The organism is Marinitoga okinawensis (assembly GCF_055387075.1).
This window is the reverse complement of the sequence record NZ_AP042422.1, coordinates 1,549,397-1,576,373: the sequence shown is the minus strand read 5'-3', so window position 1 is coordinate 1,576,373 and position 26,977 is coordinate 1,549,397. Positions and strand designations below refer to the sequence as shown.

The 26,977-nt window shown below is 26.8% G+C and carries 25 protein-coding genes; 10 read left to right on the top strand and 15 right to left on the bottom strand.

Annotated features, from left to right (window positions below):
* Genes ACZ5CK_RS07755 through ACZ5CK_RS07725 form a run of 7 tightly spaced genes read right to left on the bottom strand, consistent with a single transcriptional unit; the run spans nt 1 to nt 7,981 of the window.
* A complete protein-coding gene (locus tag ACZ5CK_RS07755; RefSeq protein WP_464581254.1) occupies nt 1-1,203 on the bottom strand; it encodes a hypothetical protein in 1,203 nt (400 codons plus the stop codon).
* Entirely contained in the window at nt 1,185-3,758 is a 2,574-nt protein-coding gene (locus tag ACZ5CK_RS07750; RefSeq protein WP_464581253.1) for a hypothetical protein, read from the bottom strand. The genes ACZ5CK_RS07755 and ACZ5CK_RS07750 overlap by 19 nt, the downstream gene beginning before the upstream one ends.
* A 2-nt stretch (nt 3,759-3,760) precedes the next feature.
* Nucleotides 3,761-4,618 carry a polyprenyl synthetase family protein gene (locus ACZ5CK_RS07745; protein WP_464581252.1) on the bottom strand — a complete coding sequence of 286 codons (858 nt, stop codon included), beginning with the start codon at nt 4,616-4,618 and terminating at the stop codon, nt 3,761-3,763.
* Nucleotides 4,596-5,138, bottom strand: coding sequence for a bifunctional nuclease family protein (locus tag ACZ5CK_RS07740; protein ID WP_464581251.1), 543 nt, complete (start codon nt 5,136-5,138; stop codon nt 4,596-4,598). The genes ACZ5CK_RS07745 and ACZ5CK_RS07740 overlap by 23 nt, the downstream gene beginning before the upstream one ends.
* Nucleotides 5,139-5,154: 16 nt before the next feature.
* A complete protein-coding gene (locus ACZ5CK_RS07735; protein WP_464581250.1) occupies nt 5,155-5,904 on the bottom strand; it encodes a lysophospholipid acyltransferase family protein in 750 nt (249 codons plus the stop codon).
* Nucleotides 5,901-7,121, bottom strand: a complete 1,221-nt coding sequence (gene thiI / locus ACZ5CK_RS07730; protein ID WP_464581249.1) for a tRNA uracil 4-sulfurtransferase ThiI — start codon at nt 7,119-7,121, stop codon at nt 5,901-5,903. Before thiI ends, ACZ5CK_RS07735 begins: the two co-directional genes overlap by 4 nt.
* 11 nt (nt 7,122-7,132) lie before the next feature.
* The gene (locus tag ACZ5CK_RS07725; RefSeq protein ID WP_464581248.1) at nt 7,133-7,981 is read right to left on the bottom strand and encodes a YitT family protein; all 849 of its coding nucleotides are present in this window, start codon (nt 7,979-7,981) and stop codon (nt 7,133-7,135) included.
* 147 nt (nt 7,982-8,128) lie between these two features.
* Here ACZ5CK_RS07725 and ACZ5CK_RS07720 point away from each other — a divergent pair, with 147 nt between their 5' ends.
* Genes ACZ5CK_RS07720 through ileS form a run of 3 tightly spaced genes read left to right on the top strand, consistent with a single transcriptional unit; the run spans nt 8,129 to nt 14,015 of the window.
* Nucleotides 8,129-10,882 (top strand): ATP-binding protein, encoded by a 2,754-nt coding sequence (locus ACZ5CK_RS07720; protein ID WP_464581247.1) that lies wholly within the window; start codon nt 8,129-8,131, stop codon nt 10,880-10,882.
* 13 nt (nt 10,883-10,895) lie between these two features.
* Nucleotides 10,896-11,252 (top strand): response regulator, encoded by a 357-nt coding sequence (locus ACZ5CK_RS07715; protein WP_464581246.1) that lies wholly within the window; start codon nt 10,896-10,898, stop codon nt 11,250-11,252.
* A 15-nt stretch (nt 11,253-11,267) separates the two neighbouring features.
* Nucleotides 11,268-14,015: an isoleucine--tRNA ligase gene (gene ileS / locus ACZ5CK_RS07710; RefSeq protein WP_464581245.1), complete on the top strand. Its 2,748-nt coding sequence runs from the start codon at nt 11,268-11,270 to the stop codon at nt 14,013-14,015.
* A 43-nt stretch (nt 14,016-14,058) separates the two neighbouring features.
* Here the strand turns inward: ileS and ACZ5CK_RS07705 are convergent, their stop codons facing one another.
* From ACZ5CK_RS07705 to ACZ5CK_RS07685, 5 genes are read right to left on the bottom strand one after another with little or no spacing between them, the layout of a single operon-like run.
* Complete coding sequence (locus tag ACZ5CK_RS07705) at nt 14,059-14,889, bottom strand: N5-glutamine methyltransferase family protein (protein WP_464581244.1); 831 nt, start codon at nt 14,887-14,889, stop codon at nt 14,059-14,061.
* The gene (locus ACZ5CK_RS07700; RefSeq protein ID WP_464581243.1) at nt 14,886-15,185 is read right to left on the bottom strand and encodes a metal-sulfur cluster assembly factor; all 300 of its coding nucleotides are present in this window, start codon (nt 15,183-15,185) and stop codon (nt 14,886-14,888) included. The genes ACZ5CK_RS07705 and ACZ5CK_RS07700 overlap by 4 nt, the downstream gene beginning before the upstream one ends.
* Complete coding sequence (locus tag ACZ5CK_RS07695; RefSeq protein WP_464581242.1) at nt 15,175-16,206, bottom strand: peptidyl-prolyl cis-trans isomerase; 1,032 nt, start codon at nt 16,204-16,206, stop codon at nt 15,175-15,177. Before ACZ5CK_RS07695 ends, ACZ5CK_RS07700 begins: the two co-directional genes overlap by 11 nt.
* Nucleotides 16,206-16,883, bottom strand: a complete 678-nt coding sequence (locus ACZ5CK_RS07690) for a MazG family protein (protein ID WP_464581241.1) — start codon at nt 16,881-16,883, stop codon at nt 16,206-16,208. Before ACZ5CK_RS07690 ends, ACZ5CK_RS07695 begins: the two co-directional genes overlap by 1 nt.
* Nucleotides 16,884-16,891: 8 nt before the next feature.
* On the bottom strand, nt 16,892-17,551 hold the full coding sequence (locus ACZ5CK_RS07685) for a ribonuclease HII (protein ID WP_464581240.1): 660 nt from the start codon (nt 17,549-17,551) through the stop codon (nt 16,892-16,894).
* A gap of 130 nt (nt 17,552-17,681) precedes the next feature.
* Here ACZ5CK_RS07685 and ACZ5CK_RS07680 point away from each other — a divergent pair, with 130 nt between their 5' ends.
* The 3 genes from ACZ5CK_RS07680 (at nt 17,682) to ACZ5CK_RS07670 (ending at nt 21,596) form a co-directional block, all read left to right on the top strand.
* Nucleotides 17,682-18,872 (top strand): pyridoxal phosphate-dependent aminotransferase, encoded by a 1,191-nt coding sequence (locus ACZ5CK_RS07680; RefSeq protein ID WP_464581239.1) that lies wholly within the window; start codon nt 17,682-17,684, stop codon nt 18,870-18,872.
* Between the two features lie 9 nt (nt 18,873-18,881).
* The gene (locus ACZ5CK_RS07675) at nt 18,882-19,514 is read left to right on the top strand and encodes a class II aldolase/adducin family protein (protein WP_464581238.1); all 633 of its coding nucleotides are present in this window, start codon (nt 18,882-18,884) and stop codon (nt 19,512-19,514) included.
* 99 nt (nt 19,515-19,613) lie between these two features.
* Nucleotides 19,614-21,596, top strand: coding sequence for a methyl-accepting chemotaxis protein (locus ACZ5CK_RS07670; protein ID WP_464581237.1), 1,983 nt, complete (start codon nt 19,614-19,616; stop codon nt 21,594-21,596).
* A 35-nt stretch (nt 21,597-21,631) separates the two neighbouring features.
* Here ACZ5CK_RS07670 and ACZ5CK_RS07665 read toward each other — a convergent pair whose 3' ends face one another.
* Both ACZ5CK_RS07665 and ACZ5CK_RS07660 read right to left on the bottom strand, forming a co-directional pair.
* On the bottom strand, nt 21,632-22,309 hold the full coding sequence (locus tag ACZ5CK_RS07665; RefSeq protein WP_464581236.1) for a YjjG family noncanonical pyrimidine nucleotidase: 678 nt from the start codon (nt 22,307-22,309) through the stop codon (nt 21,632-21,634).
* Between the two features lie 3 nt (nt 22,310-22,312).
* Nucleotides 22,313-22,906 carry a class I SAM-dependent methyltransferase gene (locus tag ACZ5CK_RS07660; protein WP_464581235.1) on the bottom strand — a complete coding sequence of 198 codons (594 nt, stop codon included), beginning with the start codon at nt 22,904-22,906 and terminating at the stop codon, nt 22,313-22,315.
* Between the two features lie 178 nt (nt 22,907-23,084).
* Here ACZ5CK_RS07660 and ACZ5CK_RS07655 point away from each other — a divergent pair, with 178 nt between their 5' ends.
* The gene (locus ACZ5CK_RS07655; protein WP_464581234.1) at nt 23,085-24,023 is read left to right on the top strand and encodes a 5'-nucleotidase, lipoprotein e(P4) family; all 939 of its coding nucleotides are present in this window, start codon (nt 23,085-23,087) and stop codon (nt 24,021-24,023) included.
* Between the two features lie 375 nt (nt 24,024-24,398).
* Nucleotides 24,399-25,121 (top strand): carbohydrate kinase family protein, encoded by a 723-nt coding sequence (locus ACZ5CK_RS07650; protein WP_464581233.1) that lies wholly within the window; start codon nt 24,399-24,401, stop codon nt 25,119-25,121.
* A 31-nt stretch (nt 25,122-25,152) separates the two neighbouring features.
* Here ACZ5CK_RS07650 and ACZ5CK_RS07645 read toward each other — a convergent pair whose 3' ends face one another.
* Nucleotides 25,153-26,082: an alpha/beta hydrolase family protein gene (locus ACZ5CK_RS07645; RefSeq protein WP_464581232.1), complete on the bottom strand. Its 930-nt coding sequence runs from the start codon at nt 26,080-26,082 to the stop codon at nt 25,153-25,155.
* Between the two features lie 165 nt (nt 26,083-26,247).
* On the opposite strand from ACZ5CK_RS07645, the gene ACZ5CK_RS07640 reads away from it, so the two are divergent.
* Both ACZ5CK_RS07640 and groES read left to right on the top strand, forming a co-directional pair.
* Complete coding sequence (locus ACZ5CK_RS07640) at nt 26,248-26,526, top strand: hypothetical protein (protein ID WP_464581231.1); 279 nt, start codon at nt 26,248-26,250, stop codon at nt 26,524-26,526.
* Nucleotides 26,527-26,700: 174 nt separating this feature from the next.
* Entirely contained in the window at nt 26,701-26,970 is a 270-nt protein-coding gene (gene groES / locus ACZ5CK_RS07635; protein WP_464581229.1) for a co-chaperone GroES, read from the top strand.
* Nucleotides 26,971-26,977 lie beyond the last annotated feature (7 nt).

Below are 26,977 nucleotides of genomic sequence, written 5' to 3'. Positions count from 1 at the left end.
TTATTCTATCATAAGATTATCTCTATTTTTATCTGCAAATACTTCTTTAAATATATTATGTAAGTCAGCTTTACTAAATTGCCCACCTTTCTTTTTTACTTCTTCATCAATATTTTCTAATTCTTCAACCCCCTTTATATTAGAAACAACAATATTGCCTTCTGGTTCAGACATTATTTTATTATATTTTGTAATAACATCAATGTTTGGTTTCACTGTTTCTATTGAATCAAGATCTACCATTTTCTCTTTTTCTATAATAGATTCTATATTATTATCCTCAGATTCTTGTTCATCATTCTCTGTATTTTCTATATCTTTTTCTACATGTTCCTCTGAAGGTTCTTTAATTTCTGTTTCTTCAACTTTTTCCAGATTATCCTCTTCAAGAATATCCTCTAAATCTAAAGTTTCCTTTTTTTCTTCTATTGGCTCATTAAGTAATTCATCAATATTTAATTCCTCCACATGTGATTCGGCAGCCGGAGGAGTATTCGTTGTTTCTTGAGGTGCTATATCTTCTTCATCTACATCCATTTTTTCTTTCATTTTTTCATATTCACTCCATAATTCTTCTAATTCATCAATTTTTACTTCTAAAATTTGTTCCATAGGTATTGATTCTTCAACTTCTTCTTCCATTCCTTCTTCTTTGGGCTCCAAAAATTTTTCTTCAACTTTTTCTCCAAATGAATATTTCTTTAATATAAAGAAATAAATCAAAGCTACTACTAACACTACAATAAAAAATATGACAAATGCTACTATAATATAGTAAAATAATCCAACTTTTATATCACTTTTTGTAGCTTCTGTAGAAGCTGGTGTGGGTGATACTTTTATAGTAGTAAAATGCAAATCTTCTCTAACATTACCTCTTTTTATACTATTTAAGGCTATAACTACTTTAGGATCATCTGTATAATATTTTAAATATTTTTCTGCTTCACTATATTTTTTTAGATAAAATTTTGTCCATCCTAACATATATCTAATATCTGGATATTTGATTTCTATTTCAGCCGTAAGATTTAATGCTTGTTCAAAAAATCTTTCAGCATTTGCATAATCTTCCGTTTGAAATGCACTTCTACCATTAAAATAATACACTTCAGCTTTATCAAGAAGAGTCTGCCCATATGAGTATATTATGATAATTAAAGAAATAATTAATAATATCTTTTTTAATATTGAGCTGTCCATAACTCATATCCCCCTGATTTTTTAATAAAGAATAAAAATGAATCTTTTTTATAATCAGCAACATCCATTAATTCAAAATCATTTAATGTTTGATATTCTCCTGGAAAATTCTTATCAATTAAGTCTATATAAGTTATGTAATTTTTATCGAATATCCATAGTTTATTATAATTTTCTAACAACTTCATTTTTCCAACATCGCTATCTCCTAATACTTGAATCTTATCTTTTTTTGTATCATATATTATTAATTTATAGTCCGAGGTGAGCAAATACATATAATATGATCTAGAAAAATAATCTTCAAAATATCCAATTTTTTTCTTTAGAATATCTTCAATACCTTTTTTAGTAACTAAAGTAATCCACTCATTATTCTTTCGTTTCATTATTTTGTTTCCTAAAACCAAATAAAAATCATTATTTAATACTTTAATTTTATTAAAGATATCCTTTTCTACAATAATTTTATCATCTTCACTAATTTTCGCTAAACCACTGTTATAATCAACAAAAATATATTTTCTTATTTCTGGTAAATAGAATACATTATCATGTAAAGCAAAATTTAAATTTCTAATTTTCACAAACTTTTCTGTACTATTATCAATTGCATATACTCCATCTTCCGTAGTAACATATAATCTGTTTTTATAATCTAAACTTCCATATATTTTTTTATTTAATATATTTTCTCCATCTAAATTATATACCCCTTTATCTGTAACTAAAAGGATCTCTCCATTTAAATTGCATATTTTTCCGTATATTACTTTTCTTAAATATAATAATTGTTTAGATAATTTCAATAATTCTTTTTTTTCATATTTCACTGGCTTATTATAGATAGATGTCAATTTTTCCTTTTCTTCTTCTTTTTGTTGAGCTTTTTCGATCACTTCTTTTTTTGTTTCTGGAAATTCATCACTATCTATTTTTGGTACATTTACTTTTTGAATACCTTCGGACAAATTCTTTTTTAATAAATTTAAAACATCGTTATCTGAATATAATTTATTATATGGTAAATCAAAAGTATAATATTTGGCTCCTTCTAATTTTGCACTTTCAACAGTAACTAGTCCGTCACCGTTACCATTTATGAATTCCGGATAAAAAGTAGCTAACTTTGTATTTTTTATATGAACATTTATGTCTGGTTTAGTTCCAACATATACATAATATTTTATATCTTCTCTCTTCTTTAAAGATTCTAATTTTTTTATAAATTCAGAATCTGGCAAAAGCTCTTTATAATAAGAAGATATTAATTCAAGTTTAGAACTAACATTTAAAAATAATGAATTATATTCCTCTTTATTAATTCCATAAGCTAACTCCATAATTTCAGGGCTTTTTTTATAAATTATATTATAATATATAGGGTTAACTATATTAATACCATGATTAGGAGGTGAAAATAAACTAACAGTCCTAACATTTTTTATTTCCGGATGCTTTTCTAAAGCATATCTGACTATTAAACTTCCTATACCTTGGGCTATAATATCAAATTGCTTATTTTGTTTTGCTTTAAGTTCTGCAGCAAATCTTTCAGCCTCAAACTCAAGATAGCTATTCGAACCTGTTCTTATATAATACCCAAAAAAAGCTTCCATATAACTTTTGGGTTTTGTTTCTAATAGTGGATATTTATAATTCCATATAGTTCTATTAGGGAAATATAAACTCCATACATTTTCCCCATACAAATTATTTATAGTTTGAGTATTTGGAACAAATCCAAGAAAATTATTATCTATTCCTGGCACCAAAATTATATCAGGTTCCAAGGATGGTGGTTTTTCAATTAATGTTTTTAACCCAAAAGATACTTCTTTAGGATTAGGATCTACATATAATCCAAATTTAGAAAAATGAAAAGTATTTGCTTGAACTATATAATCTCCTAATGATTCATCCTTGAATATTTCACAACCAGGAATTTTTCTAATTATAGGAGGATCATCATCTGAAGCATACATAATAGAAAAATTATTAAAATTATCCCCATAATATAAATCCATAGGAATTCTATATTTTATCTTTATCGGTTTAAGGGATGATTCTTCTTTGTTATCATCTGGAATAATCTGATATATAGGTCCATAAAAATTACCCATTGTTTTCAGATTTTGATATTCTGCAGAATTCTCTTTTAATGGCTTAATTGTAAAGGTTTTTTTATATTGAAAAGCATCTGGTGGAACATATAAAAAAAGATTTGAAATAGAGGCAGTTTTTGGTTGACTTTCAACCTTTAATTTTCTAATAGAAAATCTTGGAATTAGTATAATAACCAATATTAACGCAATAAATAACAATATACCTCCAAGCATTAATCTCTTCTTCTTTTTATCTAATTGCTTGAAGTTTTTTAAATCAGAAATAACCTGTTTAATATTAATTTTTCTTAAATTTATTTTTTTAAAAATACCTGTAATCTTACTTAAATCTAATTTCTTTTTCTTGTGTTCAGCCTCTTCATCTGTAACCTTTTTCTTTTTCTTGGCTTTAACCTTTTTTTTCTTTTCTTTCTTTTCTTTTTTAGCCATTTTTACTTCCTTTCAATCAAAGATTTTATTTCCATTAAAGCCTTTGCAAATTCAGACATCCCCAATTTCAATAGCGTATTAAAAGATTCATTAAATAAATTATCTGCATAATTCTTTGCGTCTTCATCGGACATAACTTTTAACAACGTATATTTATTTTCATCTTTATTTAAATCTTTACCTATATCTTCAAATATGCCATATTTATCTTTTAAATCATCATAAATTTGAAATGATAATCCAAAATTTCTCCCTACTTCTTTTAATATTTCAAATTCATCATTTTTTCCTTTTATCAAAGGAGCTACACAAAAAGAAAATTCAAATAAAGCTGCAGTTTTTTTCACATACATTTCTTCTATATCTTCCTTTTTTGGTAATAATAATTCTTTTTCAAATGCTATATCAAGTGCTTCTCCTTCAATTAATTCTAAAATTGTTTTAGAAAAAAAGGAATTTAATTCTTTTGATTCCATTTCATCAAACCGAGAAAACAAATAAAATGGTAACACAAACCCTAAATCTCCAGCTAAGATAGCTTGCCATTCACTAAATTTTATATGATTTGTTTCTTTACCTCTTCTAAAATTACTATTATCTATAGACGGTAAATCATCATGAATTAAAGATGCTGTGTGCAATATTTCTGTAGCGAACCCTATCTTTAACAATTTTTCTTCCTCTACATTATAATATCGTCCAATATTATATATTATCCAAGGTCTTAATCTTTTTCCTCCTGAAAAAAATGAATATTTTAAGGATTTTTTTAATAAATCATTTATTTGAAATAAATCAAAATAAACTAATGCTTTTTTATCGAAAAAAATTCTGAAATTATTTATTTTCACTACCTTCATTCCCTTCATCAAAAAAGTGTTTTTTAATAGTATCAATATCAAAATTCTTTAAAAATTCTTGGAATTCTTTTCTTTTATTTTCTTCATCTTCAATTTCTTGATCATCTATAGGTATAAAAGATAAATCTATTCCATTTTCTATTACAATTTTATCCTTAATATATATAGGTGATTTACTTTTAACAGCTAATATAATCGCATCAGATGGTCTGGAATCATAAACGGTTTCAGAGCCATCCTTTTCTAAAACTAAATTTGCAAAATATGTGTCTCTTTCCATATTTATTATTTCTATTCTTTTTAATATATATCCTTCTTCTTCAAGAATATTTAGCATTAAATCATGAGTTAAAGGTCTTGGGGTTTTTTCTTCTTTTATTGATAAAGCTAAAAATGTTGCTTCACAAGCACCTATCCAAATAGGTAATCCCATATGAGTATTTTCTATCCTTAAAAAAATAACAGGCGAATTAGAAACCTTATCCAAGCCCATTGTGATTACATCCACCTTTTTTAGCATTAAATCACTTCCTTTTTTATTTATTAACTTCAGAAGCTATTAAATTATATACATACTCTATTAATTCATTTTCATTTTCAAATTCTTTTGGGTCTATCGCTTTAAATATTTTTATCTTTATTTTATGAGGCTTTATCAAATGTTCTCCTTTTTTATTCATATAATATGTTCCATCAATAGAAACTGGAACTATTTTAATGCCATATCTATATGGTATCATTAAAGATCCCTTTTTAAACTTTTTTACATTCCCATCTAAAGTTCTAGTCCCTTCTGGAAAAAGAGTCAATTTTCTTCCCTCTAATAATTTTTTCCTTAATTCTCTTAAAGCTTTAGCAGCTTGGGAAGGATTTTTTCTATCAATAAAAACTGAACCTAATGATTTAATAAAAGAGGATATAATTGGAGCTTTTTCTAATTCTTTTTTAGCTATAAATCCTGCTGGATATACATAACCTATAATCAATGGTATATCAAATAAACTTTGATGATTTGCCACAATTATATAGGGTTCACTCTCTAATTCTGCCAAATCTATCTCTTTTTCAACATTTACTTTTATTCCCATTAATTTAAAGGATCTTTTTCCAAAATTATAAATTACCTTTCTTAAATAATTTTCTGATGATTCTTCGCCTTTTATTTTTTTCAAAAATTTAGAAATTAGTAAAACTATAGATCCATATATTACAATGTATCCTAAAAAGCCAACATAAAACCATATAGTTAATAAAAAGGTATGTATATAAAAAAATATCTTTTTCATTCTATCACCTCTTTATCAGAAAATATATAGCTTTCAATCACTTTTCCATTCTTAATTACATAAACTAAACCTCTGTTTAAAGCTTCATTTTCTAATCCTTCTAAATTATTTATTCTTTCTTCATATTTTTTTAGTTTATCACTATAAGATTTGGTAGCTGGATTTTTTGGTAAAAAAGCCACACAACTATCTTTATACGGCCATATTGAAATATCATAAGTACCTATCTCTTGAGATTTGTTGACTATTTCCAGTTTTTCAAATCCTAACAAAGGCCTTAAAATCAACATATTTGTAGCCTCAGAAATAGCTATCATATTTTCTAATGTTTGTGAAGCTACTTGCCCTAAATTTTCACCTGTAATCAAAGCCTGACTATTAGTATGTTTTGCTAATTTAGAAGCTATTCTTAACATGGACCTTCTTTGCAAAATTAAAGAATAGCTCTCTACATTTAAATCTTTAATTACAAGCTGAACCTTTGTAAAAGGTATAATATAATGATAAAATTTAAATGGATAAAATTCACTTAATTTCTTGCTTAATTCAATTAATTTCATTATAGTTTTTTCATCGTTACTTGGTGGACTATAAAAAGATATAGCATTTAGTTTCATTCCCCTTTTCATCATCATCCAGGCAGCTACAGGACTATCAATTCCTCCAGAAAGCATTATACTAGCCTTTCCACCTGAACCTACTGGATATCCCGCAAAACATTCAATATTTTCAAAATACACAAAAGATATTTCATGTCTTATTTCAACTCTAATTAAGTAATCTGGATTATGAACATCTACTGATAAATTTGGAAATTCTTCTAAAATATCCGCACCAAGATTCTTATTTAAATCAAAACTTCTAATAGGAAAACTTTTGTCAGTTCTCCTAGCCTCAACTTTAAATGTCCCAGTATTTATTCCTTTTTCTCTAATTAATTTAATTATTTTACTTTTTATATCTTCATAATTTTTTTCCACTTCAATTGCTGGTGAAATAGACTTAATACCAAATACTTTTTTTAAAGAATTCAGCATGTTTTTATTTATTTTTTCATCATCTTTGGGTAACACAATTATTCTTCCATATATTTTTTTAGCATTTACTTTGTGATCTAATTGAAGTACTATGTTATTCATTAATTTACTTTCAAATATTTTTCTATTTTTCCCTTTTGTTCCTATTTCACTATACTTTATAACAACAAAATCATACATAAAAAATCCTCCTATACTTTTAATTTTTCAAAACCCTGACCATATACTCCAGTTGCTGATGACATTGAAACAAATGCATTTTTATCATGTTTTTTAATTATTTTTAAAACTGTTGGTAATTCACGTCTTTTAATAACTGTTAAAATAATATTTTTATTTTCTTTAGTATACCATCCTGTACCTTGTAAAATAGTAACTCCTCTTCCAAGTGTTTTAGTAATTTCATCTGCAATATATCCATATGATTCTGAAAAAATAAATAATTGGACTGATGATTTGATACCTTCAAGTACTAAATCTGTGGAATATCCTGCTATTGCCATGGTAACATATCCATATATAATTTTTTCAAAAGATCCAAAAATAAAAATTGAACTACCTATTATAATTATATCAAATAAAAACATAGTTCTACCAGGGCTAACATTTTTATATTTATTTATAATCATAACAATTATTTCAGTACCTCCAGTAGTACCTCCGGCTAAAAACACAATTCCAATTCCAGTTCCTAATAATATACCACCTACTACAGTTGATAAAAATTCATCATAAATTATAGGTGAATGAAAATATCCCTGTAAGAATGTAATAAAAAAACTAGAACTGGCTATTCCATAGATAGTCTTAAATCCAAAAGATTTTCCAATAATTTTCATAGCTGCATATAACAAAACTATATTCATTAATAAATAACTTATACCTACAGGTATCCCAGTAACATAGTAGATCATTGTTCCTACACCACTTAACCCTCCGCCAATAATTTTCCAGGGAATCAAAAACATAGTCCATCCAATCGCATTTATAAATGTACCAAATGTAATTAATGTTATTTCTTTTATCGTTTCTTTGCCCACACGTATCTCCTCCATACGAAAGATATGTAATTATATCAAAATAATTTTAATTTATGAGTATTATTGTTAAAAATTATTGTTTTTTATAGTATAATAGTATTGTAAGATTTTTATTCCTTTTACAAATTCCTAATTGGGAGTGATTAAATGCTAAATGATATATTAAAAAATTTTTCAAATGAAGATCCTTCTAATCTTTTAAAGTCAATATTAAATGATACTGCAAAGAATTTATCTGAAAAATTTAATACCAAGGTTTTCATATTTATACATGAACCCCCTAGAAATTTATTAAAATTATTAGGGGCTTCTAGCGAATGTGACGCTATTGGGAAATTTAAAATTTATTTTTCAGATAACAAAGGATTATTAGAAAATTTATTATCAAAAAACAATTATAAAATAACAATTGATGAATATGAAGAATTAAATTGTTTAAATGTAAAAAATTTATATTTAATTCCTATAGTTTTAAATAATTCATTAATTGGAGCTTTTGGAGTTCCGATTGAATTTGATAAAGAAAAATTAAATGATTTTTATTATGAAACAGAAAGTTATGCTATAATTTTAAAATTAACTATGGAATTTCTTGTGTTGGAAGAAACAAGAGATAGATTAGGATATATTGAAGAAATCACAGATTTATTTGAAAATATTTTAGACGAAAATGAATTAATAAAAAAGATGTTAGAGACCATTAAAAATATGCTTCATGCTCAGGGAACTTTATTCTGGAAGACGGAAGGTAATAAATTAATATTAAAGAATTATTCAGGATTTTCAGAAGAGGATATTAGTAAAAATATATTAAATGAATCATCTTCTCTTGAAGGATTATGCAAAAAAAACAAAAAACCATTTTTAGTTGTTGGAAAAAATAGATTTAAAGAATTTGAAGTCCCTGTATCTTCAGAGGTATTATCGGCTCTATATGCTCCAATAATAATAGATAATGTAGAATATGGAGTAATTAGTGTATATAATAGAAAAGAAGGATTTGGATTTAGGCCTTATAAACATTTTGATGATTTCGATCTTGCATCTTTAAGAAATATCACCAGAAGACTTGGATTGGCATTAAGTAGAATATACTTATATGATAAGCTCAAAGATGAAATTGAAAAGCTTATAACTTTGAAAAAAAATCACGAAGATCTAATTAAAGTTCAAAGAGAACATTTAGATAAATTAAATTCTTTGCATAAAATCAGTCAAGCTGTTAGATCAACATTTGATAAAAATAATGCTATAAAAATAATGTTAATGGGACTAACAAGTGTTAGAGGACTTAAATTTAATAGAGCCCTTTATTTAGAAAGAGATAGAACAAAAGGTGTTTTAATACCTAAAATATGGGTAGGTCCATCTGATGATGAAAATGTTGAAGCAATATGGAAAGAAGCAAATAAAAGGGCATTAAAATATGGTGATATCGTCCAATATTTAAGAGAAGAAGCTATTCAATTAACTTCAAATAATAAATTAACAGAATCCATTAAAAACAGATTAATTGTATATAAGGGTCAACCTATCCTTGAAAGAGCTGTTACTAAAAAACATATAATTCACGTAGTCCCTCAAATGATAAAATTAAAATATGATGAATTACAATATTTATATGAAATTATTAATTTTGATGAATTTGTTATTATTCCTATCACAGGAAAATGGGAAACTAAAGGAATAGTTATTGCAGACAACAAATTTACTTATAAAGAAATATCATCTGTTGATATTGAAATTTTAAGAATATTCCAAGACAGTATTGGATTATCTATTGAGACAATAGAAAATTATGAGGAATTGAAAGAAAAAACAAAGTTTTTAGAAGAACAAAAAAACTTAATAGATTTTTATAGACGTTTTAACGAAAATATTTTACAAAACCTTGCACTTGCTGTAATTGTTATAGACAGAAAAGGAAAAATACTTGAATGGAATAAAAAAGCAGAACTTTTTTTTGATAAAAATAGAGAACAGATAGTTGGTGAAAGTGCTGAAATTTTAAAAGAAAAACTAGGTGATGATGTTATCAATTCTATTGAAAGTATTTTTTTCACCAGAGAAGAAATGAAAATGCCTAAATATATCATAAATCATGGAAATGAAGAAAGGGTTTTTGATATACAACTTTCTCCATTATGGAACAGAGACCTTGATGTTATTGAAGGAGTTATAGTTACTTTTGACGATGTTACAGAAACTTACAAGATGGAAAAAGAAATTGCCAGAAGAGAAAAATTAGCAGCAATTGGTGAAATGACAGCAAGAGTAGCTCATGAAATAAAAAATCCTTTAACAATTATTGGTGGATTTGTTAATAGAATGATGAAAAAATTAGATCAACCTGATAAAATAAAGCAGTATTCACACATAATAATGGATGAATTGTCTAGATTAGAAAGTATAGTTTCTGAAATACTTGAGTTTAGTAGAGGAAGCAGAATACCCACATTTGAATATGTTGATATTAATTCTCTTATAAATGAAATAATTTTGATGTATCAAGATTTTTTTGTACAAAAAAATTTAGAGTTGAAATTTGAAAAAATGTTTGATAAAATAGATGTAAAATGTGATAGAAGTAGAATAAAACAGGTATTAATAAATTTAATAAAAAATGCTATAGAAGCAACAAACGAAAATAATTATATAAATATTAAAACAGGTATAGAAAATGATTATGCATTTTTTCAGATTGAAAATAATGGCGAACCTATTCCATATGAAGAACAAAGTAAAATCTTTTCACCTTTCTTTACTACAAAAGTTCAAGGAACAGGTTTAGGATTACCTATTTGTAAAAAAATAATAGAAGAAGAACATAAAGGTAAACTTTATTTAGTAAAATCAGATGAACGATCCACTATTTTTAGATTTGAATTACCTTTAAATTAAGGGAGGGGTAAGTATGGCAAGAATTTTAATCGTCGATGACGAAGATAATATAAGATTATTATTAAAAGAAGAATTAGAAGAGAGTGGTTATGAAGTTGTTGAAGCTAATTGCGCAAAAAAAGCTTTAGAAATTTTATCAAAAGATCAAAATTTTGATGTTATTTCACTGGATATAGAAATGCCAGAAATGAATGGATTAGAACTTGCTTCAGAAATAAGAAAAAAATATCCAAACAAAAAAATTATATTAATGACTGCATATAGTCATTATAAGAGTGATATGGCATCATGGGTTGCAGATGCTTACGTTGTAAAATCATTGGATTTAACAGAATTTAAAGATACTATAGATAGACTTTTAAAAATTTAGTGGAGGTGCTTTACATTGGATTATAAAGATACGTTGAATTTACCAAAAACTTCATTTAAAATGAAGGCAAATTTAAAAAACAAAGAGCCAGAAACATTGAAAAAATGGGAAGAACTAGATTTAGAGCACTATGTTAGAAAAGAAAGAGAAAAAGCGCCAACTTATATTTTGCATGATGGACCTCCATATGCAAATGGACATATTCATCTTGGACATGTTTTGAATAAAGTATTAAAAGATATTGTAATTAAATATAAAACAATGCAAGGTTATAATGCACCATATGTTCCTGGTTGGGATACACATGGACTTCCAATTGAACACAAAGTTACTACGGATTTAGGCGAAAAAGCAAAGCAAATGTCAAAACTTGAGATAAGAAAATTATGTAAAGATTATGCATTAAATTTTGTAAACATTCAAAAAGAAGAATTTAAAAGACTTGGTGTTAGAGGAGACTGGGAAAACCCATATGTTACTCTAAAGCCAGAATATGAAGCAAAAGTTCTTGAAATATTAAAGAAAATGGTTGAAGATGGAAATGTATTTAGAAACAAAAAACCTATATATTGGTGTCCGAGCTGTGAAACAGCCCTGGCAGAAGCTGAAATAGAATATCATGATCATACATCTCATTCAATATACGTTAAATTTGAAATGACAGATGAACCTAATACATTTGTAGTTATTTGGACAACAACTCCATGGACTTTACCAGCAAATGTTGCAATAGCTGTTCATCCAGATTTTGATTATGTAAAAGTAAAAGTAGGAGAAGAAAAATGGATTTTAGCCAAAGGTTTATTAGACAATTTATTAAAAGTAGCTGGAATTAACGACTATGAAATAGTTGAAGAATTTAAAGGCAAAGATCTTGAATACAAAAAAACTAAACATCCGTTTATGGATAGAGAATCGTTAATAGTATTAGCTGATTATGTAACTCTTGAAGATGGTACAGGATGTGTTCATACTGCTCCAGGTCATGGTGCAGAAGATTATCAAACAGGTTTAAAATATAATCTTCCTATATTATCTCCTGTAAATCATGAAGGAATATTTACAGATGAAGCTGGAAAATATAAAGGTTTACATATTTGGAAAGGTAATAAAATTATAATAAATGATTTAAAAGAATCTGGCCATTTAATAGCTCAAATAGATATTAGGCATTCATACCCACATTGTTGGAGATGTAAAAATCCTGTTATCTTTAGAGCAACAGAACAATGGTTTATTTCTGTAGATAAAAATAATTTAAGAGAAAAAGCATTAGAAGAAATTAAAAAAGTAAATTGGATTCCAGACTGGGGCGAGAACAGAATCACAGCTATGGTTCAAGATAGACCAGATTGGTGTATTTCAAGACAAAGAGCTTGGGGAATTCCAATTCCTGCATTATATTGTGAAGATTGCGGAGAAACATTCTTAGACCCTAATGTATTAGATAATGTAATTAATATAGTAGAAAAAGAAGGAACAAATGCATGGTATGAAAGACCTGTTGAAGACTTCTTACCCGAAGGATATAAATGTCCAAAATGTGGTGGAACTCACTTCAAAAAAGAAGAAGACATTTTGGATGTATGGATTGACTCTGGTTCATCATGGGATGCTGTCGTAAATGTTAGAGATGACTTGAAAAAATATCCTGTAGATTTATATTTGGAAGGTACTGATCAACATAGAGGTTGGTTCCAAAGTTCATTATTCTTATCAGTAGCAAAAAATGGAATAGCACCATATGAAACGGTTTTAACCCATGGCTTTATTAAAGATAAAGATGGAAAGAAAATGTCAAAATCGTTAGGTAATGTAATTAGTCCTTTTGATGTTATAGACCAATATGGTGCTGATATATTAAGATTATGGGTAGCTTCCAGTGATTATAGAGGTGATATTAGAGTATCCTTCGATATCTTAAAACAACAAACTGAAGTATATAGAAAATACAGGAACACTATAAGATTCTTATTAGGTAATACATCAGACTTTAATCCTGAAACAGATGCAGTTCCTTATGAAGAAATGGAAGAATTAGATAAATGGGCATTAATGAAGGTTCACCAATTAATAGAAAAAGTTACTGAAGCTTATGAAAAATATGAATTTTTCAGAGTACATCATCTAATAAGTAACTTCTGTACAGTAGAAATGAGCTCTATATATTTAGATATTATAAAAGACAGAGTATATACAGAATTACCAAAATCAAGATTAAGAAGATCCGCTCAAACAGTTATGTATGAAGCGCTAGTAGCTTTGACAAAATTAATGGTTCCATTATTAGCATTTACAACAGAAGAAATTTATTCATATTTACCCACTAAAAAATATGAAACTGTTCAATTAGAAGAATGGCCAAAGGTTAATGAAAAATATTTTGATAAAAAATTAGAAGAAAAATGGAATAAAATATTCCAATTAAGAGAAGATGTTACAAAAGCTTTAGAAGAAAAAAGAAGAGAAAAGTTCATTGGTCATCCATTAGATGCCAAAATTATTGTAGAACCTAAAACTGAAGAGTTAAAAGAAATTTTAAGTTCATACGATCCATATTTTGTAGCTGATTTATTTATCACATCACAATTCGAATTAGGCATCGTTGATGATGGATATGATGGCGAATTTGCAAAAGTTAAAGTAGTTAAAGCTGAAGGTAGAAAATGTGAAAGATGTTGGAAAATACATCCTGAGGTTGGGAAAAACGAAAAATATCCAGATACTTGTCCAAGATGTGCTAATGTTTTAGAACAATTATAATTAATATCTTAACATCAAAGGTGCGGTTTCCGCACCTTTGATGTTAATTTTTATTTCTCACTATCTTTTCCACAAATCTTCTAACCCCAAATGAATCATTATATATTTTTGTTTTACCTAAGTTAGATAATATTTCTACAGTTTTATCTATATTAAACTCAGTAGTTTCAAATATCATATGTTTTTTTAGTAAAGTATCTTTATATTTCAATAAATTTCTAAAAAATTCTTGCCCATCACCTCCAGCTTCAAGAGCTATTTTGGGCTCATATTTCAATGAAGAACTATTAATATAAAACTCACTTTCAACATAAGGCGGATTAGATACAATAAACTCTATATTATCGAGTATATTATTAGGAATATTTTCAAAAATATCGCTTTGTATAAATTTTATATTTACATCATAATTTTTAGCATTTTTTTCTGCAACTTCTAAAGCGTCTTTTGAGATATCCACAGCATAAATTGTAGCATCTGGAAATAATTTTTTTAAAATAATAGCAATAACCCCACTTCCAGTGCCTATATCCATGATATATTTATAATTATTTTTTATTATTATTTCTTTTGCAATATTTATTAAATCTTCAGTTTCTATTCGTGGTATTAATGTATTATTATTCACATAAAATTCGTATCCATAAAATATAACTTTATTTGTTATATATTCAGGTGGATAATCATATAAAATAATTTTTTTTAATTTAGTTAATGTATCTTCAGAAATAACAAAATTGTTTTCTATTAAAATATTGGAAAGATTTATATTTTCTATTTCAGAAATTAATTTTGCAACAAAATAAAGGGGATTATTAATCCCCTTTTTAATAAGAATATTTTTATATTTCTTGATTATTTCTTTTAGCGTCATATTCCTAAAATTGTTCTTACCTCATCTGAAGCTTTGGAAGGGTCCCATGGTGGATCAAAGGTTAATTCAACATTAACACTATTAACTCCTTCAATAGACCCTACTTTATTTTTTGCATCTTCAGTGATAAAACCTGCTAAAGGACACATTGGAGTTGTTAATGTCATTAATACATGTACGTTATTTTCTTCATCTATATTAACATCGTAAATAAGTCCTAATGAAACAACATCAAATCCAACTTCCATATCATATACATTTTTTAATACTTCCATTACTTGCTCTTTAGTTACCATTTATCTCATCTCCTTTAAAATATTTCGAATTTATAATAACTTCAGAATTATTTTTAAATTGTTGAAATTCTGAAGAAACTAATTCATCAAATAGTTTTTTAGCTTTCTCATCTTTTAAATTTTTAATTATTTCAGATTTTGCTTCTTCAAATGTCATTTGAGTTTTTGGATATTTCTTTTCTATTTTTATTAAAGCATAAGAATCATTATTATATTTCATAGGTTTTAATATAGCACCTGGAAATGATGATCTAATTGTTTTAAGAAAATCACTTTGTTCATTATCAATATTTACTCTCATCATCGTAGCTTCATTTGAAGAAATCTTATTATTATAAATATCATCAAATGTATAGTATCCATCAATTATTTTTTGATAAGCCAATGATGCATCATCAGAAGAATTTAATAAAACGAGTTTAATATCAGCAGCTTGTGGTTTGAAATATTTATCTTTATTTTTATCATATTCATCTCTAATCTCATTTTCTGAAACTGTTACATTATCAATCAAATATTGATATATTGCAGAAACAGATCGTTGATACAGTTTGTCATGATATATATTATAAATATATTGTTCTTTATTTTCAAATCCTTTGGAAATTAAGTATAATAAAATATCATTTTCTGAAAGTTTGGAGGAATTAAAAATACTCTCAACTTGAGACTTTATGGAATTATATAATTCATCTCTTTTCAAATCTAAACCTTTGACTTTTTCTGTAAATTGAATAAATAAAATTTCTCCGGCTAATTTATCTAATTTTGTTTTTTCATACTTTTGTATAACTGTATTACCTTCAGTAGTTCCTACTAATATTTTATAAAAAACATTATTTAGTTTATTAATTCCTCTCAAAACTTCTAATGTCTTTGCTTGTGATTGAAAATAATCGTAATTTATTGATTCACCATTAATGATTGCTATAGTTTTAGCTTCAAGATCTTCATATTTCACAATAGCAAAAGAAGTAAAAACAAACAATAATATGAATACCAGTAATAAACCTTTTTTCATTATAAATCCTCCCTATTTTCATTTTTTTTATATTCTTCAACAAAAATTTCTGCAGCTTTTGAAATAATAGAATCTATATTCATGTTATTTTTAACATAGAAATATATCAAATGTGTTAAAAAATTAATATTATATCTTTTATTTAATTTGTCACTTTTTATTTTTTTCAAATCTTCAATTAATAAATTTATAATATCTTCATTTTTAAACGGATCATGATTTACGGCCAAAGAATTTTCAATTAATCGTCTCAAATTCATTAAAGGAGGCATACCTGGATTATACTCTCCTATTTTTGAAAATTCTTTTTTCCCTTTTTCTTTAGCTTTTAATTTTTCCCATTGCTCATAAGAATACTCACCTTTGTTTTCAAAAACATGTGGATGTCTTCTAATTAATTTCTCATTTAATTTTTCTATGACATCATTAATAGAAAAATCATTATTCTCTTTTGCTATCTGCGAATGAAAAATAACTTGCAGTAAAACATCACCTAATTCTTCTATCAAATAATTTTTATCTTTGCTATCAATGGCATGAACTAATTCATAAGCTTCTTCTATAACATATGGTTTTAAACTTTCATGAGTTTGTTTTTTATCCCATGGACAACCATTTTCTGAACGTAAAGTTTCCATTATTTCTAATAATTTTTTAAAATTCTCTAATTCTTTCATAATCCCTCCTATAAACCTATTTTCATTAATCTCATAGAATTGAAATCATTTTTATTATATTTTATCTCATTTTTCAATAATAACGTTTTTATAGGATTAAACGTTATTCTATGAAAGTTTTTTATGCCATATTTTTTTATATTTTCTATATGTTCTTTGGTTGGATACCCTTTATGTTTTTGAAAATTATACTCTGGATATTTTTCACCTAATTCTACCATAATTCTATCTCTATAAACTTTCGCTAAGATTGATGCTGCTCCTATTACTTTTGATTTCATATCTCCTTTGACTATACATTCATAATTAATAATATCTAACTTAAAATTTTTTCCATCTATTATTATAAAAGCGTTTGAAATATCAAATTCTTCTAAATTTCTTTTAATACCAAAAGTTGTGGCAGAAAAAATGTTATAAATATCTATCTCTTCTGGACTTGCGATTTTTATGGAATATTTAAAATTATTTGTAATGATTTCAAAAGCTTCATTTCTGGCTTTTTCTGTCATTTTTTTTGAATCATTAGATATTTTATTTAAAATCTCTAATTGCTTTATATTTTCTAATAAAACAGCCCCAACAACAACTGGTCCCGCTAAAGGCCCTCTACCAGCTTCATCTACTCCAATAATTTTACCATATTTTTTAAAATATTCTAAATCCATACTTCACCTCTTCTTAGACATAAGAAATTAATTATTATCACATAGTATTATTACAAATTAATATGAAAAAATTCTTAACATTTATGGTAAAATTAAATATCGAGAAAATTATTTCACAGGAGGGAATAAAATGAACTTTTCAAAAAGAGTGTTAAACATGCAAGCATCACCAATTAGAAAATTAATTCCATATGCAGAACAAGCAAAAAAAGCTGGGAAAAAAGTGTTGCACATTAATATTGGACAACCTGATATTGCAACTCCAAAAGCTTTTTTTGATTATATTGAAAAAAAGAGCAAACCAGAGGTTGTTGCATATACTCATTCCGCTGGATTGTTAGGATTAAGAGAAGCATTTTCCAATTATTACAACAAGCATAATATTCCATTTACACCAGAAGAAATAATAGTTACAAATGGTGGTAGTGAAGCAATTATATTTGCTATGGGTGCAATTGCTGATCCTGGTGATGAAATTATCGTAATTGAGCCATTTTATGCTAATTATAAAGGTTTTGCAGAAATGATAAATGTAAAACTCGTTCCTGTTAGAGCATTACCGGAAACAGGTTATGCTGTGCCTCCTACAGAAGATTTTGAAAAAGTTTTAACCAATAAAACAAAAGGAATTATTTTTTCAAATCCCTCTAATCCAACTGGAGCCGTTTATTCTGAAGAAGAATTAAAAAGAATTGTTGATTTTGCTAAAAAACATGACCTATTTATTATTTCGGATGAAGTTTATAGAGAATTCACATTCGATGGAACAAAACACATCTCTACAATGGCTTTTGAAGAATATGATAGAACAATAGTTGTTGATAGCATTTCTAAAAGATATAGTGCATGTGGAGCGAGAGTAGGAGTTTTCGCTACCAAAAATAAAGACTTATATAATCAAGTTATGAAAATGGCTCAATCAAGATTATGTCCTCCTATGGTTGCTCAATTAGGAACGATAGGATTATTAGAAATGGATGAGTCTTATATTAATGAAGTGTATAAAGAATATGATAAGAGAAGATTGGCTGTATATGAAGAATTATCAAAAATTGAAGGTGCTATATTCCAAAAACCAAAAGGTGCTTTTTATGTATCTGTAAAATTGCCTATTGATAACAGTGAAGAATTTGTAAAATGGGTTCTTACAGATTTTAGCATTGATAATACCACTGTTATGGTATCTCCTTTAACTGGATTTTATGCCACACCAAATTCCGGTTTGCAAGAAATAAGAATAGCATATGTTTTAGAAAGCGAAAAACTTAAATTAGCTACATATATCTTGGCAGAAGCTGTAAAAGCATACAATAATAGGTAGGTGGTATTTTTGAAGCGTGAAATTATAAATGGCATTACTTATTTAGAGAAAAAAGGTTTGATAAAAGGAACCTGGGGAAATTTAAGTATTAGAGTTGATAATAAAGTTTATATAACTCCATCAGGTGTTCCTTATGATATCTTAAAGGAGGAAGATATTTCTACTCTAGATTTTGAAACAGAAAAACATATTGATGGTTTAAAGCCATCAAGTGAAAAAGCTTTACATTTGGAAATTTATAAAAATTTCCCTGAAATAAAAGCAGTAGTTCATACACACAGTTTATATGCGTCTATTTATTCTGCATTAAGAAAACCAGTGCCATGTTATATTGAAGATCAAGCACAAATAATAGGCGGAGATATACCTGTTGCAGAATATAAATTACCTGGAACACTCGATTTAGCTCTTGAAGCTGTAAAGAAATTTAAGCTTGGAGTATATGGCATATTGTTAGCTAATCATGGAATAGTCTCTATAGGAAGAAATTTAAAAGAAGCATTAATTGCTGCAGAAATAATAGAAAAAAGTGCTAATATCGCATATAATGTCGAATTAATGGGCGGAGGTCATAAACTTTCAGAAGACGACATTAAATGGATGAGAAATTTATATATAGCTTCTTATAGCAAAAATATTTGAAAAACAGCAAGAGATTTGATCTCTTGCTGTTTTTTTGTAAAATGTTAAATTTATGGTATAATAATATTACATTGCTGAAAACAAAAAGGAGGGGGAAATATGAAAAGTTTGAAGAGTCAAATGATATGGATAATTATTTTAATTTCTGTAATTCCTATGGTTGTTTTTACTATTATCAGTACATATCAAAATTATAACAAAACATATAATAACATTACAGGGCATTTGGAATTTTCAACAAAAAATCGTGCGGAAATTTTAAAAACATATTTTAAACCCATATTTGATATGGCAAATATGTTATCAACTGATGCAAATGTTAGAGGAGCTTTTGATAACAAATATGATGAAAGAACTTGGATGTTAAAATCTTTTGATAATATTATAAAAAATTATAAAAACTATGATGCTGTTTATCTTGGATTAAAAGACAAAACAATGCTTATGAAACCCGATGTTGAATTGCCTGCTGGATATGATCCCACTGGAAGACCATGGTATAAAGCCGCTATAGCTAAACCTGGAAATGTTGTTGTTTCAGAACCATATGCAGATGCTTCCAGTGGGAAAATACTTATTACAGTATCCAAAACAGTAAGTGATGAAAGCGGAAATATCGTAGGGGTTTTAGGAATTGATTTATCAATAAAAAGTTTAGTTGATTCGTTTTTGGGAGATCAGCTTTTTGAAGAAGAGGTTCCATATATTATAAATGAAAAAGGGATAACTTTAATTCATGAAGATCCTGATAAATGGGGAACTGATGTTAGCTCTATGGAATTTTTTACAAAAGCTAATGATAATAGTGGTGTAGTTGAATATACATATAATAATGTTACTAAACTTGCTTTTTATTATAAAATACCAGAATTGGGTTGGACAGTATATACTGCAATACCTAAAGCTGTCATTCAAAATACTGTGTGGAAAGAAACATATATTTATATCTTAATTTTTGGAATCATCATAATTCTTGCATTTATAATCGGAATAATGTTTGTCAATAATAGTATTGTAAAACCAATTTCAAGGATGACTCAAGAAATGGAAAAAGTTGGAAAAGGAGAATTAAATGTTAGAGTTGAATTAAATTCTAAGAATGAATTAGGAAAATTAGCCCAAATAATGAATCAAACTATAGAATCTCTTGCATTGCTTGTTAAAAAAGTAAAAGATTCATCAGAAACATTGATTCAGATGTTAACAGAAGTATCTTCTGCCATTGATAAAAGTGCAAGTGTAAATCAAAATATTTTTATTGAAGTGGAAGAAATTAATGCCAAAGTTCAGGATGCATCATCATCATTAGAAGAAACAACAGCAGGAGTAGAAGAAATAGCTGCAGCTGCACAAAGCGTTTCTAAATCTACTCAAGAAGTTATGGAAAGAACAACAGAAACCTCTAAATTGGCAAAAGAAGGTGCTAAGAACGTAGAAGAAGTAAAGGAAAAAATAAATGATGTAAATGAAAAAGCAAAAGAAAATGCAAAAACAGTAAAATCACTGGCTAATGAAACGGCAAATATTCAGGAAATTGTTGAAACAATAAATTCAATTACAGAACAAACAAATCTATTAGCATTAAATGCTGCAATAGAAGCTGCAAGAGCAGGAGAAGCTGGTAAAGGGTTTGCTGTTGTTGCGGATGAGATAAGAAAATTAGCAGAAGAAAGTAAAAAAGCAACAGAAGAGATAGCAATAATATTAGGTAAAATTCAAGAAAGTGCAAAAGAGGTTGATAAAGAAACTGAAAATGTAGTAGAAAGTATTACAGAAACAAATAAGATGGTATTTCAAATTGCGGAGCAATTTGAAAGTATTACAGATAAAATAGAACAAATTTCGATGATGATTGATAATACGGCAGCTTCAGCTGAAGAACAAACAGCGTCAACAGAAGAAATAGCAGCGGCAACTGATACAGCTAATAAAGCAGTTTTAAGTGTTTCAGAAGATGTTGTATCATTTAAAAATGAAATAGCAGAACAAAATAAAGATTTCGAAAATGTTGCAAAGGCATCGAAAGAGTTATCAGAATTAAGTGGAGAGCTCAATGAATTAATTAAACAATTTAAAATATAACAAACAAAAAAAGGAAGAGCTTCTGCTCTTCCTTTTTAGATTAATATCTTCAATAATTCATCATAATTTCTAACTTTTTTACAATCTAAATTATGTTTATCTTCCGGATCATAAAGTATAAAGTCCATACCCACATTCTTAGCCCCTAAATAATCTGAATCAGGATTATCTCCAATATAAACAGACTTTTTTATAGGAACTCCAGAAATTTTCGATGCTTCGTAAAAAATTAATGGATTTGGTTTTGGTTTCCCAACTTTTTCCGAAGTTAAAATAAATTCAAAATATTTATGTAAATTCAAAGCTTTACTTCTTCCCTGTTGAACTTTTTCTACCCCATTCGTAATTGCCGCCATCCTTTGCTTTCGCTTCTTTAATTTTTCTAAAAACTCTTTTGCACCATCAAAGAAAAAAGCAAGATGCGAAAGCTTTTCTAAATATAATTCAGATGCTACACTACTATTGATTTTTGAATCTAACCCTATTTCGGCAAAAAAATCTCTAAAACGTTCAACTACAATTACTTCTTTAGGATATTTACCTTCAGAAAATAATTTCCACCATTTTTCATTTATAGGTTTATAAATTTCTAAATATTTTTCTTTAGGTTTTATATTAAATTTTTTAAGAATTTCAAATAATGCATATTTTTCTGATTTTTCAAAATCTAACAAAGTATGGTCTAAATCAAAATATACTATTTCATATTTCATATTTTACTCCTTTCTTACAAGAAAATAATAAAACGAATGTTTAAGATGTCCATATTCTAATAATTTAAACCCTGCATGTTTTATATATTCTAAAGGTTTCCTAACCATAGATGATCCAACTGTAGGATATGTCAGTATATTGGTTAAATATAAAACAATATCCTGTAATAATTGTCCAGTTAATCCATGTTCTACAAAAATACCTTTTCCACCATGTTTTAATACTCTTTTAACATTCTCCATAGACTTATAAGGATTTTTTACTGAACAAAATACATCTATGGATAAAATGGTGTCAAAAGTGTTATCCTTAAAGGATAAATCTTCAACAGAAGAATGCACAAACTCAAGTGTAAGATCATTTCTTTTTTTAGATCTTTCTTTAGCTATTTTTAGCATTTCTATACTTTTATCTATTAAAACAACATGAGAGTTTGGCGGATAATATTCTATATTGTGACCCGTTCCAACAGCTAAATCCAATGTGTAACCCTCAATTTTTGGAACAAATTTTTTTCTAAAATCGTTCATTGTAGATTTTTCTAATGGGTAAAGAAGAATATCATAAAAATTTGCTATAAAATCATATCTGGTCATATTATCACCTCTTGTTTTAATTATATCATATTTTCCAAAAATATGATATTTATCTAAAATTATAGATATTTCTTTTTATTTTGTTATTATATCTTTTTATAACTTAATATAACCATTGCATTTTTATTTTTTTTTTGATATCATACTTAATACAAAAAATTTATGAGGAGGGTGAAGTATGAAAAAAGTTCTTATTGTATTGGTAGCAGTTTTATTTTCTGCTTTGATTTTTGCAAATACAGATTATTATGTAGTAAAAAGTGGGGATAGCTTATCTAAAATTTCTAAAACCACAGGTGTAAGTGTTGATAAATTGATCAAATACAACAACATTCAAAACCCAAATCTTATTGTTGTTGGTCAAGTATTAAGACTAACCCCAGAATATACGCAAAAAGATTTAAATGAACAAATGGTTTTAGCAATGGATTGGTATCAAACATCTGGAGAAATGAAAGCTTTGGCTTATCAAGCATTCAATGTTGCAAAAATGGTTTTTGATAATGATTTAGCAAATAATAATGATCCAATGAAAAGAGCAGTTATAGTTGATATTGATGAAACTATTTTAAATAACAGTCCATATGATGCAGGACATATTGATACAAATCATGCATACCCAACGGGTTGGAATGATTGGTGTAATGCAGCACAAGCAACGGCATTACCTGGAGCTGTAGAATTTTTGAATTATGTTGTTGAAAAAGGTGCAGATGTATATTATATCTCAAATAGAAAAGTTGCTGTAAAAGAAGGAACTATGAAGAATTTAAAAGCTTTAGGATTTCCTCAAGTTACAGATGATCATGTCTTGTTAAGAACTGATACATCCGATAAAGAACCAAGAAGAAAAATGGTAGAGAAAGATCATAGAATTGTATTATTAATGGGAGATAATTTAAATGATTTCACATCAGTATTCAGACATAAGGGATTAAAAGAAAGAAATTCTTTAGTTGATCAATTTAAAAATGAATATGGTGTAAAATTCATCTTATTACCAAATCCAATTTATGGCGACTGGGAAGGCGCTATTTATAATGGAAATTGGGGCTTAAGTCCTGAAGAAAAGAGCAACGCAAGAAAAGCAGTTATAACAAAATGGCCAGAACAATAATTTCTAAAATATTTACAGCCTCCTTTTAAGGAGGCTATTAAGTTTGTTTACAAATATAGAATGTCCAAAAAGTATAAAAGAAACGAAGACTCGAAGATTGCCTAAGCATCGCTTCGCGAAAAAAATTAAATCTTATAAATTAAAATACCTATTTGTTTTAAACATGTATTAAATTATATTTTTAATATAAACCTTTATCTATTTTTAATGCTTGCATTAAAAATATGTTTATGAATAATTTTTAAAGATATGCAATCGAGCTGTCTGAGTGATTTTAACTTTTTGGACATCCTGAAAATAAATAAAAGTAAATATTAAAAAATTTTTTATAAAAGAATTTAAATTTTGCGAAGCAAATGCTTTTGGAGTGATAATATGAAAATAGATATTTACGGTGCTATATTTTATGATGTTTATATTTATGGGGAAAAACCACATGAAGTTGAAATAATTGAAAATCCTGGTGGTTCTGGATTTAATATAGCCTATTTATTATATAAATTGGGTCATGAGATTTCTTTTAATGGTTTTATAGGAAATGATTTAAAAGGTAAATATTTGAAAGAAATAGTTCCATTTAAAGATATTGAAGTAAAAGAAAAGAAAACAGCAATATTTATATCTAAGAATGATAACCCTATTGGTATTGAAAGAAAAATCAATGATAGCAAATATTCTAATTTAGAAAAAAAATCTGATGTAGCAATAATAACCACAGAAATATCAAAAAATGAATTAAAAAATATTGAAAAACTAAATTATAAAAAAGTATTTTTTGACATAGGACCAAGACCATTTATAGCAAAAAATATTTTTAAAAATGCATTTATATTAGGTACAGAGGAAGAATGCAAATATAGAAATTGTGACTTAATAAAACAAGGAAATAAAGGTGTAAAATTTAATAATAAAATATATAATTCAAATGGTAAAATTGCAAAATGTAAAACCGGATTGGGAGATATTTTTGATGGATTTTTTATTCATTATATTTTAAACAATTATCACATTGAAAAGGCCATAAAAAATTCGATAGATAAAGTCGAAAAAGTTTTAGATATACCAGGTGCATATAATAAAATAAATTATTTGATTTAATATTAGTATTTTTTATCTTTTTAAAATAACACTATTTTTTTTGTAAAAAATTTAAAATTTTCTTTCCGACCAATCTTTTGAATAAAATACTGCTTTTATGACCTGTTGGGATTTTTTGAACCGAAACATTGGGTAAAAGTGAAATTAAATCATCTGTAGCTTCTTTGGGAATAATTTTATCAAATATTCCTCTAATAAAAAGAATAGGTTGATTAACAAATTTGGCGAAAGATATTGGATCATACGAATAGCATGGAATTGGAGCTTTGTCAAAAATATCATCTATTCTTTGGAAATTTTTAGATACAAAATTTACAGGATCTTTTCTAAAATGATTTATACAAAATTCTTCCGAATTGCATCCATATGCATTTCCTTTTGCTTTATATTCCTCTCTCACTTTATAAGTATATGGAGAATGAAAATTAATCCATCTCCAATTGCCTCCTGTGATCATTAAAACACCTTTTTTTATCCTTTTATCCAATGCCAATGTCATTGTTCCTATAATACCTCCAAAAGAAACCCCAAAAAGAGATAGATTATTTTTATTAAAATCATTAAAACTTTCAATTAAATCTATTGTCCTTCTAACATCTTTTACTGCATTATGAAACTCTATTACGCATTTATCAGGATCTGCTGAATAAAAAGGATCTCCACCATTCATTCCCTTTGGAGTTCTTTTAAGATGGTATGGTAAAATTACTACTGATGTTCTGTAGCCTTGTGTTTTAAAAAACCTCGCATACCATTCTAAATATGGAATATTATTATTGCCTATACCGTGTAAAAAAATTATATCTCCATGAATTTTGTAAGGCTCAAATAAATGTACGTAAACATTTTTATTTTCTTCATAATGTGTAGAATAATTAACAGGAAATTTGAGAACAATATAATCATTTTCATTATATTTTTCATATTTTATAGTATTTTTTTTATATTGATATAAGTACATAAAAGACCTCCTGCTTTTTAGAAATCATAATCTCTCTTATTATATTATAGATATTCTATATTATTGCTTTAAAAAAGTTTTATGTAAATATAGTTAATTTAAAAGCAATTAATCAATGATATAATATGAGTGATAAAAATTTAAAATTGTGAAGGAGGAGATAAAATGCCAATTAACTATGGTGCTGATACTGGAAAAGGATTTTATAAAGAAGAAGATTTATCGATATTTTTAAAAGCTATAGAAAGTTCAATAATAAAAGCTCCTGTAAAAAACAATAATAGAATTTTATTAAGTGATTTATGGGTAATATCTTCATTGCCCAAAGATTTAATAATTGAAGTTTTGCAAGAATTTTCTAATGACTTAACTGTTCCTGAGGATATAAAAGAAATATATGACGATAGAAATAACGAAGTTATTTGGTCAAAAAAAGAAATATAAAGAAAAATTGAGATTTTTCTATTTAAATTATTTTATTCGTATATAATTACAAATAATCATGTATAATCAGACTTGAATATTTTTTCGAGAAGAGGTATTATATCAATAGGAATTAGCACTCGAATATATTGACTGCTAAAAATAGAAAAATTAAGAATAAGGAGGGTGATTTGAATGACAGTAAAACCACTTGGTAACAGATTATTGATAAAACCTGTTGTGGAAGAAAAGAAAACTGAAGGTGGTATTGTATTACCAGATACTGCTAAAGAAAAACCTATGAGAGCTGAAGTCGTAGCTTTGGGTACTTTAGATGATGATGTTGATATTAATGTTGGTGATTATGTAATATTCGCAAAATATTCAGGAACAGAAATTAAGATAGACGATGAAGATTATATTTTAATTGACGTAGATGATATTTTAGCAAAATATGAAGACTAAGGAGGTG

What these genes read in the sequence shown, in the direction of transcription:
- ACZ5CK_RS07755 (WP_464581254.1), bottom strand. Translation starts at nt 1,203, where the DNA reads ATGGACAGCTCAATATTAAAAAAGATATTATTAATTATTTCTTTAATT.
- ACZ5CK_RS07750 (WP_464581253.1), bottom strand. Translation starts at nt 3,758, where the DNA reads ATGGCTAAAAAAGAAAAGAAAGAAAAGAAAAAAAAGGTTAAAGCCAAG.
- ACZ5CK_RS07745 (WP_464581252.1), bottom strand. Translation starts at nt 4,618, where the DNA reads ATGAAGGTAGTGAAAATAAATAATTTCAGAATTTTTTTCGATAAAAAA.
- ACZ5CK_RS07740 (WP_464581251.1), bottom strand. Translation starts at nt 5,138, where the DNA reads ATGCTAAAAAAGGTGGATGTAATCACAATGGGCTTGGATAAGGTTTCT.
- ACZ5CK_RS07735 (WP_464581250.1), bottom strand. Translation starts at nt 5,904, where the DNA reads ATGAAAAAGATATTTTTTTATATACATACCTTTTTATTAACTATATGG.
- thiI (WP_464581249.1), bottom strand. Translation starts at nt 7,121, where the DNA reads ATGTATGATTTTGTTGTTATAAAGTATAGTGAAATAGGAACAAAAGGG.
- ACZ5CK_RS07720 (WP_464581247.1), top strand. Translation starts at nt 8,129, where the DNA reads ATGCTAAATGATATATTAAAAAATTTTTCAAATGAAGATCCTTCTAAT.
- ACZ5CK_RS07715 (WP_464581246.1), top strand. Translation starts at nt 10,896, where the DNA reads ATGGCAAGAATTTTAATCGTCGATGACGAAGATAATATAAGATTATTA.
- ACZ5CK_RS07705 (WP_464581244.1), bottom strand. Translation starts at nt 14,889, where the DNA reads ATGACGCTAAAAGAAATAATCAAGAAATATAAAAATATTCTTATTAAA.
- ACZ5CK_RS07700 (WP_464581243.1), bottom strand. Translation starts at nt 15,185, where the DNA reads ATGGTAACTAAAGAGCAAGTAATGGAAGTATTAAAAAATGTATATGAT.
- ACZ5CK_RS07695 (WP_464581242.1), bottom strand. Translation starts at nt 16,206, where the DNA reads ATGAAAAAAGGTTTATTACTGGTATTCATATTATTGTTTGTTTTTACT.
- ACZ5CK_RS07690 (WP_464581241.1), bottom strand. Translation starts at nt 16,883, where the DNA reads ATGAAAGAATTAGAGAATTTTAAAAAATTATTAGAAATAATGGAAACT.
- ACZ5CK_RS07685 (WP_464581240.1), bottom strand. Translation starts at nt 17,551, where the DNA reads ATGGATTTAGAATATTTTAAAAAATATGGTAAAATTATTGGAGTAGAT.
- ACZ5CK_RS07680 (WP_464581239.1), top strand. Translation starts at nt 17,682, where the DNA reads ATGAACTTTTCAAAAAGAGTGTTAAACATGCAAGCATCACCAATTAGA.
- ACZ5CK_RS07670 (WP_464581237.1), top strand. Translation starts at nt 19,614, where the DNA reads ATGAAAAGTTTGAAGAGTCAAATGATATGGATAATTATTTTAATTTCT.
- ACZ5CK_RS07665 (WP_464581236.1), bottom strand. Translation starts at nt 22,309, where the DNA reads ATGAAATATGAAATAGTATATTTTGATTTAGACCATACTTTGTTAGAT.
- ACZ5CK_RS07660 (WP_464581235.1), bottom strand. Translation starts at nt 22,906, where the DNA reads ATGACCAGATATGATTTTATAGCAAATTTTTATGATATTCTTCTTTAC.
- ACZ5CK_RS07655 (WP_464581234.1), top strand. Translation starts at nt 23,085, where the DNA reads ATGAAAAAAGTTCTTATTGTATTGGTAGCAGTTTTATTTTCTGCTTTG.
- ACZ5CK_RS07650 (WP_464581233.1), top strand. Translation starts at nt 24,399, where the DNA reads ATGAAAATAGATATTTACGGTGCTATATTTTATGATGTTTATATTTAT.
- ACZ5CK_RS07645 (WP_464581232.1), bottom strand. Translation starts at nt 26,082, where the DNA reads ATGTACTTATATCAATATAAAAAAAATACTATAAAATATGAAAAATAT.
- ACZ5CK_RS07640 (WP_464581231.1), top strand. Translation starts at nt 26,248, where the DNA reads ATGCCAATTAACTATGGTGCTGATACTGGAAAAGGATTTTATAAAGAA.
- groES (WP_464581229.1), top strand. Translation starts at nt 26,701, where the DNA reads ATGACAGTAAAACCACTTGGTAACAGATTATTGATAAAACCTGTTGTG.